Here is a 16,822-nt window from a genome sequence, read left to right on the forward strand (position 1 = left end):
TGCCGGGCATTACGCCCGGCCTTTTTCACTTTCCTGAGACAATCGCCAGAAGTCGTGTCCTGCCGGATACTGGTATAAACGAAGCGAAAATTTCTCCACAACCGCCGTGATATATTCGAAAATGGCCGACTGCGTATTTTCATAATCCATCCACATTGTGGACGTGGTAAAACAGTATATTTCCAGCGGGATCCCGGATGCCGACGGCTTTAACGTTCTCACCACGATATACATATCCTTGATAATATCGGGTCGTTCAGCAAGGTAAGCCATCATATAATGGCGAAACAGCGTTAAGTTAGTCAGCCCATTATCCACAAACCAATTGTCGGCAACGCCCAGCGGATCGCGGCCATCGAGCAGCTTCGCCAGCGGTTCACTCACCCCGCGTATTCCCAGCATGGGTGCCAGTATCTCCTGATTGAGAAACACCACCGAATGCTGATCGATAGTGGTGCTGCGCATTATCCTGCGCGCCCCCGAGGAAAACATCGCCTGCCAGTTAGTGTAGGTTTCTGTTAAGAAATTCTTTGTCGGAATACGTGAAATCGTATTATCCCAGTTGCGAATGGTGATGGTGTGCAGCGCAATATCCGTCACTTCTCCGCTGAGGTTTTTATCCGGCATTTCAATCCAGTCGCCGAGCTGAAGCACGTCGTTTGACGAAAGCTGAACGTTGGCGACAAGGGAAAGCAGCGTATGCTGAAAGACCAGCATAAGCACCGCAGCAACCGCACCGAGGCTTGAAATAATAATGGCCGGTGATTTATTCGACATCACCGCGATAATCATGATGGCTGCAATGATATGGACTAAAATTTTCCCTATCTGGATGTAGCCTTTTATAGAGTGGTTTTTCCGCTTGGTTTTTCGCAGATAGGAGCTGTTAACAATATCCAGCATTTCGTTGAAAAATACCGAGAGGAAAACAAAAAATAGAATCCCGCAAATGGTGTTTATCGCCGTAACCAGCGATGCCGGCATATTCGGCATAAACTGTAATACGTAATAAACGATGATAACCGGAACAAAATTAGAGAGCTTTTCAGCGATTCGACGATCCTTTTCTAATGGAACGTCCTGCTTATGGCTGGAAAAGAACACTCTTCTGACAACTTTAATTAACAGGAATTTGCACATAAGATGTGCAAAAAAACCGGAGATAATTAACAGTATGATGTTAAAACCTATTGCAAGTGCAGGATTGCTCTCAATAAACGTTAATAAATAGTCCAGGTACGCCATCATCCCTCACCTGCTTTGCTCGCTACGTTATCTCTGTTTTAACCTAAGGCCGTGACCTTATTTCCCTCAAAGCCGGGCATGACGCCCGACTCAGGTAGCAGACCACATTCCCCTTACGCACTCAACCCGCGATTCACCAGCATGGGTTCAATACGGGGATCGTGTCCGCGCCAGTCGCGGTACAGCGCTTCCAGATCGCTGCTGTTCCCGCGCGACAATATCGCCTCGCGGAATTTTTGCCCGTTCTCCCGCGTTAAGCCGCCCTGCTCGACGAACCACTGATAGCCATCGTCGGCCAGCATTTGCGTCCACAGATACGCGTAGTAGCCCGCCGCGTAGCCGCCGCCAAAAATATGGGCGAAATAGCTGCTGCGATAGCGCGGCGGAACCGCCGGCAGATCCAGCCCCTCTTTGTTGAGCGCTTCAGCTTCAAATGCCTCTACGCCGTCGACGGCACCGTCAATGCTGTGCCAGTTCATGTCCAGCAGCGCTGCGCTCAGCAGCTCCGTCATGTCGTAACCTTTGTTGAACTGGGTCGCGTTAAGCATTTTATCGCGCAGCCCCTCCGGCATCGGTTCACCCGTTTCGTAGTGGCGGGCATAGTGCGCAAAGACCTGGGGATGGCTGGCCCAGTGCTCGTTGATTTGTGACGGGAATTCCACGAAGTCGCGCGGCGTATTGGTGCCTGAAAGCGTGGCGTAGCGCTGGCTGGCGAACAGGCCGTGCAGGGTATGGCCGAACTCGTGGAACAGGGTGATGACATCATCCCAGGAGATCAGCGCGGTCTGCCCGCTCGCCGGTTTTGGATAGTTACACACGTTGTAGATCACCGGCCGCGCGGCAAATTCGAAAGATTGCTCAACGAAGTTCCCCATCCACGCCCCGCCGCCCTTCGAATCGCGGGCGAAGAAATCACCGTAGAACAGCGCCATGCCTTCGCCCGTGTGGTCAAAAATCTCCCATACGCGAACGTCAGGGTGATAAACCGGAATATCAAACCGCTCCACGAAGCCGATGCCAAACAGCTGGCTGGCGGCCCAGAACACGCCGTCGAGCAAGACGGTATTAAGCGCAAAATAGGGCTTAACCTGCGATTCATCGAGCGCGTATTTCGCCAGGCGCACGCGCTCGGCGTAAAATGCCCAGTCCCACGCCTGCGCGGTAAAACCGCCCTGTTCGTCATCAATCACCTTCTGGATATCCGCCAGCTCCACCGCTGCCCGGGCGCGCGCCGCTGGGACGATCCCGCGCATAAAGGCCAGCGCGGCGGCGGGCGTTTTGGCCATCTGATCGGCCGTACTCCAGCTCGCATAATCCGCAAAACCCAGCAGTTTTGCCTGACGCGCTCGCAGCGCGGTGAGTCGAAGGATCAGCTGTCGGGTGTCGTTTTCATCGCCCTTCTGGGTGCGTTCCCATCCGGCTTTGAACAGGTTTTCGCGGGTCTGACGGTTGGCCAGCGCCGAGAGCGCAGGCTGCTGGGTCGTATTCAGCAACGGGATCAGCCAGCGATCCTTCAGCCCCTTCTCGGCGGCAGCCTGCGCGGCGGTGGCAATCTCATCAGCGCTCAATCCCTCAAGCTGATGCATGTACTCAGCGACCAGCCCGCCCGCTTTATCCGCCGCAAGCAGGCGCTGGTTGAACTGACTGGTCAGGGAGGCTGACTCAGTATTCAGCGATTTCAGCTCCGCTTTCTCTGCGGAACTCAGACGCGCGCCGGCCAGCACAAAGTGCTGGTGCGTCTCTTCCACCAGCCGACGGGATTCGGCATCCAGCGTGGCGCGATCCTGCCAGACGCTTTCCACGCGCGAGAAAAGCGTATCGTTGAGCCAGATATCGTTCGCCAGCCCCGCCAGCTCGGTCGAAAACTGCTCGTCCAGCTCCTGAAGATAATCGTTGGTGTGCGCAGAGGTCATGGCGAAGAAAACGCTGCTGACGCGCGATAGCATGGCACTGCTTTTTTCCAGCGCCAGAACGGTATTGTTGAAGTCCGGAGCGGCAGCTTGCGCGATGATGGCCTCGATGTCGGCGCGCTTCTGGCGCATCGCTTCATCAAATGCCGGGCGATAGTGGCTATCGTTAATCGCGTCAAAACGCGGCGCCTGATAGGGCAACTGGCTGATTTCAAAAAAAGGATTATTGACCGACATCGTTGACTCCTTAATACGGTATATCCCCCCAGAGTAGGCCAGCGGGCCAGAGCCTGCAATGCCGTTATACAAATGTTGCCTTAACGGCGTGGCGGAGAGCGTGCTATGGTAGTACTACATAAAAAGCGTTGAGGAACAGTGAGATGATTATTTTAGTTACCGGGGCGACAGCGGGTTTTGGTGAAAGCATCACGCGTCGCTTCGTCGCCAACGGCCATAAGGTGATTGCAACGGGCCGTCGTCAGGAGCGTCTGCAGGAGCTGAAGGACGATTTAGGCGACAGCATCCTGACCGCGCAGCTGGACGTACGCAATCGCGCCGCCATCGAAGAGATGCTGGCGAACCTGCCCGCCGAATGGCGTGAGATCGACGTGCTGGTTAACAACGCCGGCCTGGCGCTGGGCATGGAGCCAGCGCACAAAGCCAGCGTCGAAGACTGGGAAAACATGATCGACACCAACAATAAAGGGTTGGTGTATATGACCCGCGCGGTGCTGCCAGGCATGGTCGAGCGCAATCGCGGTCACGTCATTAACATCGGCTCTACCGCGGGCAGCTGGCCCTACGCGGGCGGTAACGTCTATGGCGCGACCAAAGCCTTCGTGCGCCAGTTCAGCCTGAACCTGCGCACCGACCTGCACGGTACCGCCGTTCGCGTCACCGATATCGAGCCGGGCCTGGTGGGCGGCACCGAGTTTTCCAACGTGCGCTTCAAGGGCGATGACGCGAAGGCGGATAAAACCTATGAAAACGCCAATGCGCTGACGCCGGAAGATATCACCGAAGCGGTCTGGTGGGTGGCGACGCTGCCAAAACACGTCAACATTAATACCGTTGAAATGATGCCGGTCAGCCAAAGCTTTGCCGGGCTGAACGTGCATCGCGGCTAATCTGCCCTTCCCGGCCTGCGGGCCGGGTATGTGATGCGGGGCAAAAGAATGGTAGTATGTTCAGGTTAACTCTCTGAGAAATCACAACCCATGGCCGCTGAATCGCAACTTAATCCTACCCAGCCCGTTAATCAGCAAATCTACCGTATTTTACGACGCGACATTGTCCACTGCCTGATCCCGCCGGGAACGCCGCTCTCTGAAAAAGAGGTCTCCGTACGTTTTGACGTTTCTCGTCAGCCCGTACGCGAAGCGTTTATTAAGCTCGCGGAAAACGGCCTGATTCAGATCCGCCCGCAGCGCGGCAGCTATGTGAATAAAATTTCGCTCTCGCAGGTGCGGAACGGCTGTTTCGTGCGCCAGGCCATTGAGTGTGCCGTGGTGCGCCGGGCCGCATCGCTGATAAACGAAAACCAGATCTACCTGCTGGAACAAAACCTGCACCAGCAGCGCATTGCGATTGACCGTAAACAGCTGAACGACTTTTTCCAACTGGACGATGAGTTCCACCAGAAGCTGGCGCAAATTGCCGACTGCCAGCTGGCGTGGGATACCATCGAGAATATTAAGGCCACCATTGACCGCGTGCGCTATATGAGCCTGGATCACGTTTCGCCGCCCGAAATGCTGCTTCGACAGCACCATGACATTTTCAATGCGCTGGATAAGCGTGATGCGGAAGGTGTTGAAAAAGCGATGACCCTGCACCTGCAGGAAATTAGCGAATCGGTGCAGCTTATTCGTCAGGAAAACAGCGAGTGGTTTAGCGAGGAATAAATTCGCCGCCGCCTTTCGGCAGCGGCAATGTTTATTAGCGAACGACCAGTACCGGGATGGTGGCATAGCGTAAAATAGATTCGGCATTCGAGCCGAGCAGGTGGGTTGTCATGCTCGGGTTTTTCGAACCGATAACAATTACGTCATAATCCCCCTCTTTGCTTAGCCTGATTATTTCGTCACGCACGTTGCCAAAACAGACTTTGCAGTGAATATCGTTCGGTGAAATATCGAAAAGCCGCTTCAACGCCGTCATTTTCTTCTCGGACTCGACGGTCATATACTCTTCGAACTTCTTGATATCGGCGTTGAACCCGCGCAATAGCGAGCGGCTGCTGTTTGGCAGAATGTTCACCAGGGTAATCGACGCGCCTTCTGCCTTCGCCAGGTTGGCCGCGTGGCGCACCGCCTTATCGCTCAAGTCCATTTCAAACACATCAACAGGCATCAAAATCTTCTTGTACATAAGCCTGACTCCTTATTCCGATGAGAGGATTATTTCCTGCCTTAAGAGTGCCATTGGCAATATAAACAAACCCTCAACGCTTGCAGGGGTAAATTATCCATTAAGGAAAATAACTGTCCACTTTGTAAATTACCGTCCTGAACCGTCAGCGGCATTCAGAACGGAGAAAAAAGTGTGATCTTGATCGGAAACAAATAATTTATGCGAAGAGAGGCGTATTAATAATGCCCGTCAACGGCGAGACGTGAAATAGCGCCGTAGCGGATAGTGAGAGAGGAGAAAATACCATGATGACATACGACCGTAACCGCAACGCCATTACCACCGGCAGCCGGGTCATGATCAGCGGCACGGGCCGCACCGGCCTGATTAAAGCGATTCACAGCGAGGGCCTCGACGCCGCGCAGGTGCGCCGCAGCAAAACGGTGGAAGTGGAAGGATGCGAAGGGAAATTCGAACCGGTTGAGCTGATTCGTCTGGGAATGCACTAACAGTGCAGCGTCATGCCGCCGCGAACGGCGGCATGTCAGGGATTAAACCTGCGCCGCGTACTGCGCAACCGTGGCTTTCGCCCCCTTCTGCAGCAGCGTCTGATACGCCTTCATGACGGCATCCACAAAGACCGCCTCCTGCGACAGCTCGTTTCCGAAGATAGCCTCTATGCCCAACAGCGCCTTCACGCGGCTTTCGCCTTCAGCGCTACCCTCTACCGCCGTCTGAATGATTGCCAGCTGCGGGTCGCTTACCTCAATTGCATTGCCCTGCTCGTCCACACCGCCGACGTAACGCATCCAGCCCGCGACGCCCAGCGCCAGCAGCGGGAAGCTTTTCTGATGCACAAGATGCCAGCGCACGGAATCAAGCATACGCTGCGGAAGTTTCTGGCTGCCGTCCATCGCGATCTGCCAAGTGCGGTGACGCAATGCCGGATTGCTGTAGCGGGCTATCAGCATATCGGCATAACGGCCCAAATCAACGCCTTTCACCTTCAGCGTGGGTGCCTGCTCTTTCAGCATCAGCGCATGTGCCGCCGCGCGATAATTCTCGTCTTCCATGCAGTCGTTGATGTGCTGGTATCCTGCCAGATAGCCAAGGTACGCCAGGAACGAGTGGCTGCCGTTAAGCATACGGAGCTTCATCTCTTCAAACGGAATGACGTCTGAAACCAGCTCGGCACCCGCTTTTTCCCACTGAGGACGCCCCGCAACAAAGTTGTCTTCGACCACCCACTGGCGGAACGGCTCGCAGGCCACGCCCGCCGGATCGCGAACGCCGGTCAGCTGTTCGATTTTATCCAGCGTTTCCGCCGTCACCGCAGGCACGATGCGATCCACCATGGTCGACGGGAAGGTCACGTTGGCCTCAATCCAGTCTGCCAGGTCGCTGTCGATTGCACGCGCGTAGGCGCAGGTCACATTACGCATCACGTGACCGTTTTCCGGCATGTTGTCACAGGACATGACGCTAAAAGCAGGCAGTCCCGCCGCCCTGCGACGCGCCAGCGCTTCTACAACCACGCCCGGCGCGGATTTCGGCTGGTGCGGGTTCTGCAGGTCTGCGACGATAAACGGATGATCGAGCATCAGTTGACCCGTCGCCGGGGAATGACAGTACCCTTTCTCGGTGATGGTCAGCGAAACGATAGCAACCTGAGGCTCGCACATCGCGGTCAGGACGGTTTCCAGTCCGTCAACCTGAGCGTGCAGCGCCTTTTTGACCACGCCGACAACGCGCGACGTCCATGCATCGGCAGACATCTCCGCCACGGTGTATAGATTATCCTGCGCCTTGAGGTCGGCAATGTGCTGTTCCCCACCAATCAGGTTAACTTCGCAGTACCCCCAGTCGCTGCCGTGTTCAGCCGCAAGAATGTCGGTGTACACCGCCTGGTGCGCACGGTGAAATGCGCCAAAACCTAAATGAACAATGCGTGCCTTGAGGCTATCGCGATCGTATTGAGGAAGCGTCGCTTTCGCCTGTAATAACCGGTTTTCCATGATTGAGACTCGTTAATTTAACTATGCTGCGATCCGCAGCCGCTCTCTTGTCAGAGCGGCTGCGCCTGCTGACTACACCAACTAGAATGGCAGTTGAGGTAAAAAATATCTGCCATTAACCATACTGATACTGCAGTTTCAGATATTGATTTATATTAACTTTTGTCCATGTGGTGTGACATGAATGAAAAGTTGTGTGACAGGTCACTCAAGATATAAACCGTTAGCGCCGCGATGAAAGTGCCCCGTAAGCGACAGACGCTTTCTCAGGAGATTCAGCCGCGTCTTCCGCTATGCTCAGATCGCGGTCACGCACTTCTGGCATTAATACAGCAGAAATCAGGCCAATCGCTGAATAGGCGATAAGCATCGCGACAATCGGCCACCAGGAACCGGTCATATTGCAGAAAATCCCCGCCAGCACAGGGCCAAAGCCCACCGCCACCAGGCCACCGGCCTCTTTAGAAATCGCCATGCGGGTAAAGCGGTTACGCGAGCCAAACATCTCTGCCATGGTGATGTTTTCCAGGGCAAACAGCCCCAGCACCGCGAAGTTGTGGATAACGATAATCGACAGCATGATCACGCCCGGCGCGTAGCTCTTGTCAACGATGATCGACAGCATCGGGTACGCCAGGATGATGGCTGAAATATTGAGAATGATGTACGGCAGACGACGCCCCACCTTGTCCGACAGCCAGCCCAGCAGCGGGATAGAGATAAACCCGAGGATGGAGCTTATCATCAGCGCATCGGTCGGAATGCCTTTATCGAATAGCAGCGTCTGCACCAGATATCCCGCCAGGAAGGTCTGAATTAAACCTGAGTTGCCCGCCTGACCAAAACGCAGGCCGGTTGCCAGCCAGAAGGACTTGCTCTTAAACATCGCGCCCAGCGAGGTTTCCTGTGTCGCTACCGGTGCTGCAGCGTCAGCGTCGTTTACCTTCTCAAATACCGGACTCTCTTTGAGGTTCATTCGCAGCCAGATTGCGAAGATCATCACCACGACGCTTGCCAGGAACGGCACGCGCCAGCCCCAGGCGATTAACTCTTCACGATCGAGAGCAAAGAACATCACCGCCCAGATTGCGGTGGCGCTCAGCGTGCCGCAGTTGGTGCCCATCGCCACCAGCGAGGAGATGATGCCGCGCTTCCCTTTCGGCGCGTACTCCGCCAGCATGGTGCCTGCGCCGGAGATTTCAGCCCCTGCGCCCAGGCCTTGGATAATACGCAGCGTCACCAGCAGCACCGGCGCGAAAATGCCGATCTGTGCGTAGGTTGGCAGGACGCCAATGAGGGTGGTACAGATCCCCATCATGGTAATGGTAATAAACAGCACCTTTTTGCGGCCAATGCTGTCGCCCATTCTGCCGAAAATAAAGGCCCCGACGATACGCGCAATGTAGCCCGCGCCGTAAGTCCCCATCGCCAGTATCAGCGCCATCGCGGCGGACTGTTCCGGGAAGAAGATTTCGTGGAAAACCAGGGCTGCGCCCAGCGAGTAGAGCTGGAAATCCATAAACTCCAGCGCCGTGCCCAGCCAGCCGGAAACGGCGGCTTTCACCAGGTCTGATGTCGTTCTTTGAGGTTGTGCTTGCGTCATAATGGCTATCTCTGAAAGGTAAGATGCGTACCACATAGAGCCTGTCTGCGCAGGCTCTTAACCGCGTGAATTGTTATTGGCCGAACGTGAGTAAGACCTTACAGCACTGCCGCTGGTCTTTTTCAAACAGTTCGATTGCGTCTGAAACGTGGTGATAGTCAAAAGTATGGGTAATCAGTTTTTCAGGGTCGATTAGCCCCTTCTTCAGCCAGTCAATCACGACCGGGAATTTGTTGGCATTCAGCCGCGAGGAGAAAATCGACAGCTCTTTGCCGGTGATCCCCTGCTGTACGATCTGGCTCGGGTCGCTGGAGAAGCCCATCAGCACAATGCGCGCAGCCGGAGAGGCCAGGGTAATTGCCTCCTGCAGTATCGACGGGTGGCAGGCAGCGTCAACGATTAACGTCGGCCTCATCCCCTTCTCTTCCAGCGCAGCCTGCAGCGATTGTTCAGCGTTGTTAAAGACCCAGTCCGCGCCGCTGCGCTGCGCCATCGCCAGACGTTCGTCGATGCGATCGACAACAATAACTTGCTTCACCTTGTAGACGCCCTTCAGCGCCTGCACGGTGACCAGCCCCATCGGGCCTGCGCCGTAAATCAGCGCCACGTCCTGTTCGGTCGGCTTTGCATGGCCCGTCACGTTGGCCGCAATGGTGAAGGGTTCAACCATAACGGCGTGTTTATCGGGGATCTCATCCGGAATGGGCCAGGCATTTTTTGCAGGCACCACCGCGTACTCGCTGAAGCCGCCGTCACGGTGGACGCCCAGCACGACCAGCGAGGTGCAGACGTTTGGTTTGCCGACGGAGCACGGATAGCAGTGTCCGCAGCTGATTACCGGGTCAACCGAGACGCGCTGACCAAGACGAGCACCGTCTACGCCCTCGCCTGTGGCATCGATCTCGCCAAAAAATTCGTGACCGATCACGCGCGGGTATTTAGCGAACGGGTTATGCCCACGGTAGATATGGCTGTCTGAACCACAAATCCCGGCGAGCTTGATTTTGACGCGCACGTCGCCTGCAGCAGGTGCCGGGAGTGGACGATCTTCAATCACCAGTTCGTTCGGCTGTTGAATGACTACGCTTTTCATCGTTTGCTCCTCGGTTACCAGTTCCACAGCGTGCCGTCTTCAAGACGGGCCACCGGCAGATAGGCCGGATCGTAGGGGTATTTCGCCGCCAGCTTCTCGTCAAACTCAATGCCCAGCCCCGGCTTGTCGCCCGGATGCATATAGCCGTTGTCGAAGCGCCAGCTGTGCGGGAAGACGTCCAGCATCTGTTCGGAGTAGCCCATGTATTCCTGCACGCCGAAGTTTGGCACCCACAGGTCGAAATGCAGCGCCGCGGCGTGACAAATCGGTGACAGATCCGACGGGCCGTGTGAACCGGTGCGCACCTGGTACAGCGAGGCAAAGTCAGCAATGCGCCGCATCCCCGTAATCCCACCCGCATGGGTAATGGTGGTGCGGATATAGTCGATAAGCTGCTCTTCGATCAGCTGTTTGCAATCCCAGATGCTGTTGAACACTTCACCCACGGCGATTGGCGTGACGGTGTGCTGGCGAATCAGACGGAAGCACGCCTGGTTCTCCGCAGGAGTCGGATCTTCCATCCAGAACATGCGGAACTCTTCAATGCTTTTACCAAAGCGCGCCGCTTCAATCGGCGTCAGGCGGTGGTGCATGTCATGCAGCAGGTGCTCATTAAAACCAAACTTGCTGCGCACCGCATCAAACAGCTTTGGCGTGAAGTCGAGGTATTTCTCGGTGGACCAGAGCTGCTCCTCCGGCCAGTCGCCTTTTGTGGCAGGCTCGTACGCCAGCCCTTTTCCTTTAGACATGCCGTAGGTGGTTTTCATTCCCGGCACGCCGCACTGCACGCGGATTGCCTTGAAACCCATTTCTTTATGACGGGCGTAATCTTCCAGCACGTCATCAATGGTGTGGCCGGTGGTGTGACAATAAACCATTACGCCCTCGCGGGACGCGCCGCCCAACAGCTGATAGAGCGGCATATTGGCGGCCTTAGCTTTGATATCCCAGAGCGCCATATCGACGGCAGAAATTGCCGACATGGTGACCGGGCCACGACGCCAGTAGGCACCTTTATAGAAGAATTGCCAGATATCTTCGATGCGATGCGCATCGCGACCAATCAGCTGTGGGCAAAGGTGATCCTTCAGGTAAGAGGCCACGGACAGTTCGCGCCCGTTCAGCGTGGCGTCACCCAGGCCCACAATCCCCTCGTCGGTGGTAATTTTGAGAGTGACAAAGTTGCGCCCCGGGCAGGTCACAAATACTTCGGCCCCGACAATCTTCATAATCCAGTTCCTTACATCGCTCGTTGTGATGGAGGAAATTTACGCAACTACACTACTACCATACAAGTATGATGATCGTAAAATCAGCCCGCGATCACAAAATCAGGGCGCTTACGCGCGCCCCCAGCCTGCCACGATAATCAACATGCCGCACAGCGCAACGAGCGCGCCCGCCCAGTCGTAGACGCTGAGCTTGACGCCATCCACCACGCGCAGCCACAGCAATGCGGTACAAACATATACCCCGCCGTACGCCGCATAAACCCGCCCACTGGCGGCGGGATGCAGCGTTAATAGCCAGACAAAAAGCGCAAGAGCAATTCCGGCCGGGACCAGCAGCAGCACCGATGCCCCTTTTTTTAGCCAGAGCCAGGGCAGGAAGCAACCGATGATTTCACACAGCGCGGTGGCAAAAAAAAGCAGCGTCGTTTTGATCATTTTTACGTTTCGTGAGGATTGATTTAAACATCTTACCCGATAATGGCTTTTACTTTTCCATACTTGCTGCGCGGGTATGCCGCAATTTCGCTTTGGTGTAGAATCCAGCTGAGATAACCTGATTATCTGCACCATTTAAAAGGAAACGCTATGACTACATTAAGCAAACGCCTTTGCCTGACTGCCGCACTGGCACTCTCTGCGTTCGCCTGGAGCGCGACGGCCACTGCCGAAACCAGCAAACTCATCATTGAGTCTGGGGACAGCGCGCAAAGCCGTCAAAACGCAGCAATGGACAAAGAACAATGGAATGACACCCGCAACCTGCGCCAGAAGGTCAACAAACGCGCGGAAAAAGAGTGGGACAAAGAAGATGTCGCCTTTGACGCGCGCGACAAATGCCAGCAGAGCGCGAATACCAACGCATACTGGGAGCCAAACACCCTGCGCTGCCTGGATCGTCGTACTGGCCGTACGGTTGCGCCGTGAGGACAGCGATGCACGACATCACGCTTCGCCCGCTTGAGCGAGAAGATTTGCGCTTCGTCCACCAGCTCGACAACAACGCCAGCGTGATGCGCTACTGGTTTGAAGAGCCTTACGAGGCGTTTGTCGAGCTGTCGGATCTGTATGACAAGCACATTCACGATCAGAGCGAACGCCGCTTTGTGGTGGAGTGCGAAGGCGAAAAAGCCGGCCTGGTTGAGCTGGTGGAGATTAACCACGTTCATCGCCGGGCTGAATTCCAGATCATCATTTCGCCTGAGCATCAGGGAAAAGGCCTCGCCTCACGCGCGGCCAGGCTGGCGATGGACTACGGGTTCAACGTCCTGAATCTGTACAAGCTGTATTTGATCGTGGATAAAGAGAATGAAAAAGCGATCCATATCTACCGTAAGCTCGGCTTTATGGTGGAAGGTGAACTGATCCATGAGTTCTTTATCAACGGTGAATACCGCAATACCATCCGCATGTGCATTTTCCAGCATCAGCATCTGGCCGGGCATAAATCGAGCAGCGCCAGCCTGTTGAAACCAACCGCGCAGTAGCCTGCGCGGTTTTATTCTCAATAATATTCAATGCTGTTTTTAATGGTGTACTTACGCTCTACGGCGGGGGCGACGCTGTCATCGGTGATATTCAAATCGCAGCTCACTGGATTATTGTGGCGATCGTACTCACAGCTCTGCTGCACTTTACCCAGCGGCTTGTCGTTTACCAGGCTCACGGCAGAATAATCCAGCCTTTTGCGCAGATCTTTTGACGGCGTTGACTGCACGGACAACCGCTGTTCTCCGGAGACGGTGGATTTCCCCAGCGGGTAGCCATCGGCGTCATAGCGATATTTCACCTCCATCTCTTTGCCGTGCGCCGCCACCACAAAACCGTTGTCGTCGGTATCCCAGGTTACGCCGGCGGACGGCAATTCCGCCAGCTGGCATTTACCCTGTAGTTTAACCTTCTGCTGCTGAGTTTCGGCATCGATGTAATAATTGGCGTCCAGCACCAGCGCAACGCCCGTATTAGCTTCCAGATCGTGGAGTTCCAGGGTATCAAAGCACCCTTCTGCCGACATCGTGCCCGTCACACGTTTTGAGACTTCGCCCTTGTCGTTAAAGAGCGTCTGGGTAAAGTCTTTGACCGGCCCGCGTAAGGGGTCAAAATCAAACTCATTAGAGAAGCTCGCCATCTCCGGCGTAAATGAAAGCGGTGCGGAATTGTCATCGCACCCCATCAATGCTGTCGCCAATAGCGTTATCGCTGCGTATTTCTTCACGTCATTTACCGATGCAGAGAGTTTATTGCCAGTCATATTAGCAAATACAGTGGCTTAACGCGTAGTGGTTAAGCAATGTGCTCGAGCGCGCCCTGCTACCCATGGCAGGCATATCCAGATTCTATAACGGAAAACACGAATTTGGTGATAAACGAATCCCCGATCTCGCCGCAACGCCCGTTGAGCTGCGCCGGATATCCATTTTCATAAGATTATTCAGAATGTACTAGTCAAAAAACAAATACTTACATGATCCCTGCTAAAATTACCCTACACACAGAGAAAAGGAGCTACAGATGAAACGGTTACCCTGGATTACCGCCCTGCTGTTAATGAGCGCCTCAACGGCCGCTCTGGCTGCCCCCGATTCCTGCGAGCGCGTAAAAAGCGACATCCAGCAGAAGATCGTCAATAACGGCGTACCGGAGTCCGGCTTCACCCTGAACATCGTTCCTAACGATCAGGCAGACCAGCCGGATGCGCAGGTCGTTGGGCATTGTGCCAACGATACCTTTAAAATTATGTACACACGCACGGGCAGCGGTGCAGCATCCGGCAGTCAGGACAGTGCCCCCGCTGAGCCGCAGTAATTTTTCACCTCCAATCCCCCTTGATTTGATGAGGATTAATATTTAATACCCCCAAATAAGTAACACTCACCCCATCATTAGCCCGGTTGTAATCACGGGTGAAAATAATACGCAATTACAATGATGGGGTGAGTTATGTCTGATGTTGAACATCACGGCGGTATTAGCCGTCGAACTCTGGTGAAATCTACCGCGATTGGATCTCTGGCACTTGCCGCGGGTGGGGTCTCGTTACCTTTTGGCGTGAAAAGTGTTGCTGCCGCGGTGCAAAGCGCCGTGCAACCTGCCCAGGATAAAGTGGTGTGGGGAGCCTGTTCGGTCAACTGCGGCAGCCGCTGCGCGCTGCGCCTGCACGTCCGTGATGACGAAGTTTATTGGGTCGAAACGGACAATACTGGCGAAGATGTTTATGGAAATCACCAGGTGCGGGCCTGCCTGCGCGGACGCTCAATTCGTCGTCGCATCAACCACCCCGATCGCCTGAACTATCCAATGAAGCGCGTGGGTAAGCGCGGTGAAGGCAAATTTGAGCGTATCAGCTGGGATGAAGCCCTGGATACCCTCACCGCAAGCCTGAAAAATGTGGTGGAAAAATACGGTAACGAAGCGGTCTACATTAACTATTCCTCTGGGATCGTTGGCGGTAACATCACCCGCTCCTCCCCTTATGCCTCACTGGTGGCACGCCTGATGAACTGCTACGGCGGTTTCCTTAGCCACTACGGTACCTACAGCACCGCGCAGATTGCCTGCGCAATGCCTTATACCTACGGCAGCAACGACGGTAACAGCACCTCGGATATCGAAAATACCAGGCTGGTAGTGATGTTCGGCAATAACCCGGCCGAAACCCGCATGAGCGGCGGCGGGATCACCTACTACCTTGAACAGGCCCGCGAACGTTCGAATGCGCGGATGATCGTTATCGACCCGCGCTATACCGATACCGCCGCCGGCCGTGAAGACGAGTGGATACCCATCCGCCCAGGCACCGATGCCGCGCTGGTTGCCGGTATCGCGTGGGTGCTGATTGATGAAAACCTCGTTGACCAACCGTTCCTCGATAAATACTGCATAGGCTACGATGAAAAAACGCTGCCGGAAGGCGCACCTGCCAACGGACACTACAAAGCCTATATTCTCGGCCAGGGCGACGATGCCACGGCAAAAACGCCGGAATGGGCCTCGCGCATCACCGGTATTCCAGCCGATCGCATCATCAAGCTGGCGCGTGAAATTGGATCGGCAAAACCGGCCTATATCTGCCAAGGCTGGGGGCCACAGCGTCAGGCAAACGGCGAGCTAACGTCCCGCGCTATTGCCATGCTGCCCATTTTGACGGGCAACGTGGGCATCAACGGCGGTAACAGCGGCGCGCGTGAGTCTACCTACACCATTACCATCGAGCGAATGCCGCTGCCGGACAACCCGGTGAAGACGCAGATCTCCTGCTTTAGCTGGACCGACGCCATCGCCCGCGGCCCGGAAATGACCGCCCTGCGCGACGGCGTGCGCGGTAAAGATAAGCTGGATGTGCCGATTAAGTTCATCTGGAACTACGCCGGTAACACCATCATCAACCAGCACTCAGACATCAACAAAACGCACGACATTTTGCAGGATGAAAGCCAGTGCGAAACCATCGTGGTGATCGACAACTTTATGACGTCGTCGGCGAAATATGCCGATATCGTGCTGCCAGACCTCATGACCGTCGAGCAGGAAGACATCATTCCTAACGACTACGCGGGCAACATGGGCTATCTGATTTTCCTCCAGCCCGTAACCGCACCTAAGTTTGAGCGCAAACCCATCTACTGGATCATGAGCGAGGTGGCAAAACGCCTCGGGCCGGATATCCACCAGCGCTTTACCGAGGGACGCACCCAGGAACAGTGGCTGCAGTATCTGTACGCCAAAATGCTCGAAAAAGATCCGCAGCTGCCGTCCTATGATGAACTGAAAAAAATGGGCATTTATAAGCGCAAAGATCCGAATGGACACTTTGTGGCCTATAAAAAATTCCGCGACAATCCGGACGCTAACCCACTTAAAACGCCATCCGGCAAAATTGAGATCTATTCCAGCAGGCTGGCGGAGATTGCGGCCACCTGGGAGCTGGAAAAAGATGAAACCATCAGTCCGCTGCCGGTCTACGCCTCTACCTTTGACGGCTGGGACGCGCCAGAGCGCAGCACCTTCCCGCTACAGCTCTTTGGCTTCCACTTTAAGGCCCGCACCCACTCAAGCTACGGCAACGTCGACGTGCTGAAGGCCGCCTGCCGCCAGGAGGTCTGGCTCAACCCTGTGGATGCCGAGAAGCGCGGCATCAAAAACGGCGATATGGTTCGCGTCTTCAACGATCGCGGTGAACTACGCATTCCGGCGAAAGTCACGCCGCGCATCATGCCGGGCGTGAGCGCCATGGGCCAGGGTGCCTGGCACGATGCCAACATGAACGGCGACCGTGTCGACCACGGTTCGTGCATCAACACGCTGACTACCCATCGCCCTTCGCCGCTGGCAAAAGGCAATCCGCAGCACACCAATCTGGTGCAGATCGAGAAGGC

General features: G+C 55.2%; 16 protein-coding genes. 7 read left to right on the forward strand and 9 right to left on the reverse strand.

Translation table 11 applies throughout. From position 1 onward, the window contains the following. Positions 1–9: 9 nt before the first annotated feature. Positions 10–1,245, reverse strand: coding sequence for a mechanosensitive ion channel family protein (locus tag E0L20_RS24000; protein ID WP_131632817.1), 1,236 nt, complete (start codon positions 1,243–1,245; stop codon positions 10–12). A gap of 113 nt (positions 1,246–1,358) precedes the next feature. Further along, positions 1,359–3,392, reverse strand: a complete 2,034-nt coding sequence (dcp, locus tag E0L20_RS03890) for a peptidyl-dipeptidase Dcp (protein ID WP_131632776.1) — start codon at positions 3,390–3,392, stop codon at positions 1,359–1,361. A gap of 143 nt (positions 3,393–3,535) precedes the next feature. On the opposite strand from dcp, the gene ydfG reads away from it, so the two are divergent. Both ydfG and E0L20_RS03900 read left to right on the forward strand, forming a co-directional pair. Next, on the forward strand, positions 3,536–4,282 hold the full coding sequence (ydfG, locus tag E0L20_RS03895; RefSeq protein ID WP_131632777.1) for a bifunctional NADP-dependent 3-hydroxy acid dehydrogenase/3-hydroxypropionate dehydrogenase YdfG: 747 nt from the start codon (positions 3,536–3,538) through the stop codon (positions 4,280–4,282). Between the two features lie 90 nt (positions 4,283–4,372). Then, positions 4,373–5,059 carry a GntR family transcriptional regulator gene (locus E0L20_RS03900; RefSeq protein WP_131632778.1) on the forward strand — a complete coding sequence of 229 codons (687 nt, stop codon included), beginning with the start codon at positions 4,373–4,375 and terminating at the stop codon, positions 5,057–5,059. Between the two features lie 34 nt (positions 5,060–5,093). On the opposite strand, the gene E0L20_RS03905 is transcribed toward E0L20_RS03900, so the two are convergent. Beyond that, positions 5,094–5,525, reverse strand: a complete 432-nt coding sequence (locus E0L20_RS03905) for a universal stress protein (protein WP_131632779.1) — start codon at positions 5,523–5,525, stop codon at positions 5,094–5,096. 287 nt (positions 5,526–5,812) lie between these two features. Between E0L20_RS03905 and ydfZ the strand changes: the two genes are divergently transcribed. After that, positions 5,813–6,016: a putative selenium delivery protein YdfZ gene (gene ydfZ, locus E0L20_RS03910; protein ID WP_131632780.1), complete on the forward strand. Its 204-nt coding sequence runs from the start codon at positions 5,813–5,815 to the stop codon at positions 6,014–6,016. A 42-nt stretch (positions 6,017–6,058) separates the two neighbouring features. Here the strand turns inward: ydfZ and E0L20_RS03915 are convergent, their stop codons facing one another. The 5 genes from E0L20_RS03915 to E0L20_RS03935 form a co-directional block, all read right to left on the reverse strand. Then, on the reverse strand, positions 6,059–7,522 hold the full coding sequence (locus tag E0L20_RS03915; RefSeq protein WP_131632781.1) for a mannitol dehydrogenase family protein: 1,464 nt from the start codon (positions 7,520–7,522) through the stop codon (positions 6,059–6,061). Between the two features lie 223 nt (positions 7,523–7,745). Next, the gene (locus E0L20_RS03920) at positions 7,746–9,125 is read right to left on the reverse strand and encodes an MFS transporter (protein ID WP_131632782.1); all 1,380 of its coding nucleotides are present in this window, start codon (positions 9,123–9,125) and stop codon (positions 7,746–7,748) included. A gap of 73 nt (positions 9,126–9,198) precedes the next feature. Further along, positions 9,199–10,218 carry a Zn-dependent oxidoreductase gene (locus E0L20_RS03925; RefSeq protein WP_131632783.1) on the reverse strand — a complete coding sequence of 340 codons (1,020 nt, stop codon included), beginning with the start codon at positions 10,216–10,218 and terminating at the stop codon, positions 9,199–9,201. Positions 10,219–10,232: 14 nt separating this feature from the next. Further along, positions 10,233–11,447, reverse strand: coding sequence for a D-mannonate dehydratase ManD (gene manD, locus E0L20_RS03930; RefSeq protein ID WP_131632784.1), 1,215 nt, complete (start codon positions 11,445–11,447; stop codon positions 10,233–10,235). 111 nt (positions 11,448–11,558) lie between these two features. Continuing rightward, positions 11,559–11,885 carry a YnfA family protein gene (locus E0L20_RS03935; RefSeq protein WP_131632785.1) on the reverse strand — a complete coding sequence of 109 codons (327 nt, stop codon included), beginning with the start codon at positions 11,883–11,885 and terminating at the stop codon, positions 11,559–11,561. Positions 11,886–12,035: 150 nt separating this feature from the next. On the opposite strand from E0L20_RS03935, the gene E0L20_RS03940 reads away from it, so the two are divergent. Further along, positions 12,036–12,374, forward strand: coding sequence for a DUF1283 family protein (locus E0L20_RS03940; protein ID WP_131632786.1), 339 nt, complete (start codon positions 12,036–12,038; stop codon positions 12,372–12,374). A gap of 8 nt (positions 12,375–12,382) precedes the next feature. Then, complete coding sequence (speG, locus tag E0L20_RS03945; RefSeq protein WP_131632787.1) at positions 12,383–12,934, forward strand: spermidine N1-acetyltransferase; 552 nt, start codon at positions 12,383–12,385, stop codon at positions 12,932–12,934. A gap of 17 nt (positions 12,935–12,951) precedes the next feature. Here the strand turns inward: speG and E0L20_RS03950 are convergent, their stop codons facing one another. After that, positions 12,952–13,662 carry a YnfC family lipoprotein gene (locus E0L20_RS03950; protein ID WP_131632818.1) on the reverse strand — a complete coding sequence of 237 codons (711 nt, stop codon included), beginning with the start codon at positions 13,660–13,662 and terminating at the stop codon, positions 12,952–12,954. Between the two features lie 296 nt (positions 13,663–13,958). On the opposite strand from E0L20_RS03950, the gene E0L20_RS03955 reads away from it, so the two are divergent. Together E0L20_RS03955 and ynfE are read left to right on the forward strand one after the other, a co-directional pair. After that, positions 13,959–14,252, forward strand: coding sequence for a DUF1161 domain-containing protein (locus E0L20_RS03955; protein ID WP_131632788.1), 294 nt, complete (start codon positions 13,959–13,961; stop codon positions 14,250–14,252). Between the two features lie 135 nt (positions 14,253–14,387). Continuing rightward, positions 14,388–16,822: selenate/tellurate reductase subunit YnfE (ynfE, locus tag E0L20_RS03960; protein WP_131632789.1), on the forward strand; the 2,435-nt coding region annotated here is incomplete at its 3' end.

It is taken from the genome of Enterobacter wuhouensis (genome assembly GCF_004331265.1).
GTDB classification, from domain to species: domain Bacteria; phylum Pseudomonadota; class Gammaproteobacteria; order Enterobacterales; family Enterobacteriaceae; genus Enterobacter; species Enterobacter wuhouensis.

What these genes read in the sequence shown, in the direction of transcription:
- ydfG (WP_131632777.1), top strand. Translation starts at nt 3,536, where the DNA reads ATGATTATTTTAGTTACCGGGGCGACAGCGGGTTTTGGTGAAAGCATC.
- manD (WP_131632784.1), bottom strand. Translation starts at nt 11,447, where the DNA reads ATGAAGATTGTCGGGGCCGAAGTATTTGTGACCTGCCCGGGGCGCAAC.
- E0L20_RS24000 (WP_131632817.1), bottom strand. Translation starts at nt 1,245, where the DNA reads ATGGCGTACCTGGACTATTTATTAACGTTTATTGAGAGCAATCCTGCA.
- E0L20_RS03940 (WP_131632786.1), top strand. Translation starts at nt 12,036, where the DNA reads ATGACTACATTAAGCAAACGCCTTTGCCTGACTGCCGCACTGGCACTC.
- E0L20_RS03925 (WP_131632783.1), bottom strand. Translation starts at nt 10,218, where the DNA reads ATGAAAAGCGTAGTCATTCAACAGCCGAACGAACTGGTGATTGAAGAT.
- E0L20_RS03905 (WP_131632779.1), bottom strand. Translation starts at nt 5,525, where the DNA reads ATGTACAAGAAGATTTTGATGCCTGTTGATGTGTTTGAAATGGACTTG.
- E0L20_RS03935 (WP_131632785.1), bottom strand. Translation starts at nt 11,885, where the DNA reads ATGATCAAAACGACGCTGCTTTTTTTTGCCACCGCGCTGTGTGAAATC.
- E0L20_RS03955 (WP_131632788.1), top strand. Translation starts at nt 13,959, where the DNA reads ATGAAACGGTTACCCTGGATTACCGCCCTGCTGTTAATGAGCGCCTCA.
- E0L20_RS03900 (WP_131632778.1), top strand. Translation starts at nt 4,373, where the DNA reads ATGGCCGCTGAATCGCAACTTAATCCTACCCAGCCCGTTAATCAGCAA.
- E0L20_RS03915 (WP_131632781.1), bottom strand. Translation starts at nt 7,522, where the DNA reads ATGGAAAACCGGTTATTACAGGCGAAAGCGACGCTTCCTCAATACGAT.
- ydfZ (WP_131632780.1), top strand. Translation starts at nt 5,813, where the DNA reads ATGATGACATACGACCGTAACCGCAACGCCATTACCACCGGCAGCCGG.
- dcp (WP_131632776.1), bottom strand. Translation starts at nt 3,392, where the DNA reads ATGTCGGTCAATAATCCTTTTTTTGAAATCAGCCAGTTGCCCTATCAG.
- E0L20_RS03920 (WP_131632782.1), bottom strand. Translation starts at nt 9,125, where the DNA reads ATGACGCAAGCACAACCTCAAAGAACGACATCAGACCTGGTGAAAGCC.
- speG (WP_131632787.1), top strand. Translation starts at nt 12,383, where the DNA reads ATGCACGACATCACGCTTCGCCCGCTTGAGCGAGAAGATTTGCGCTTC.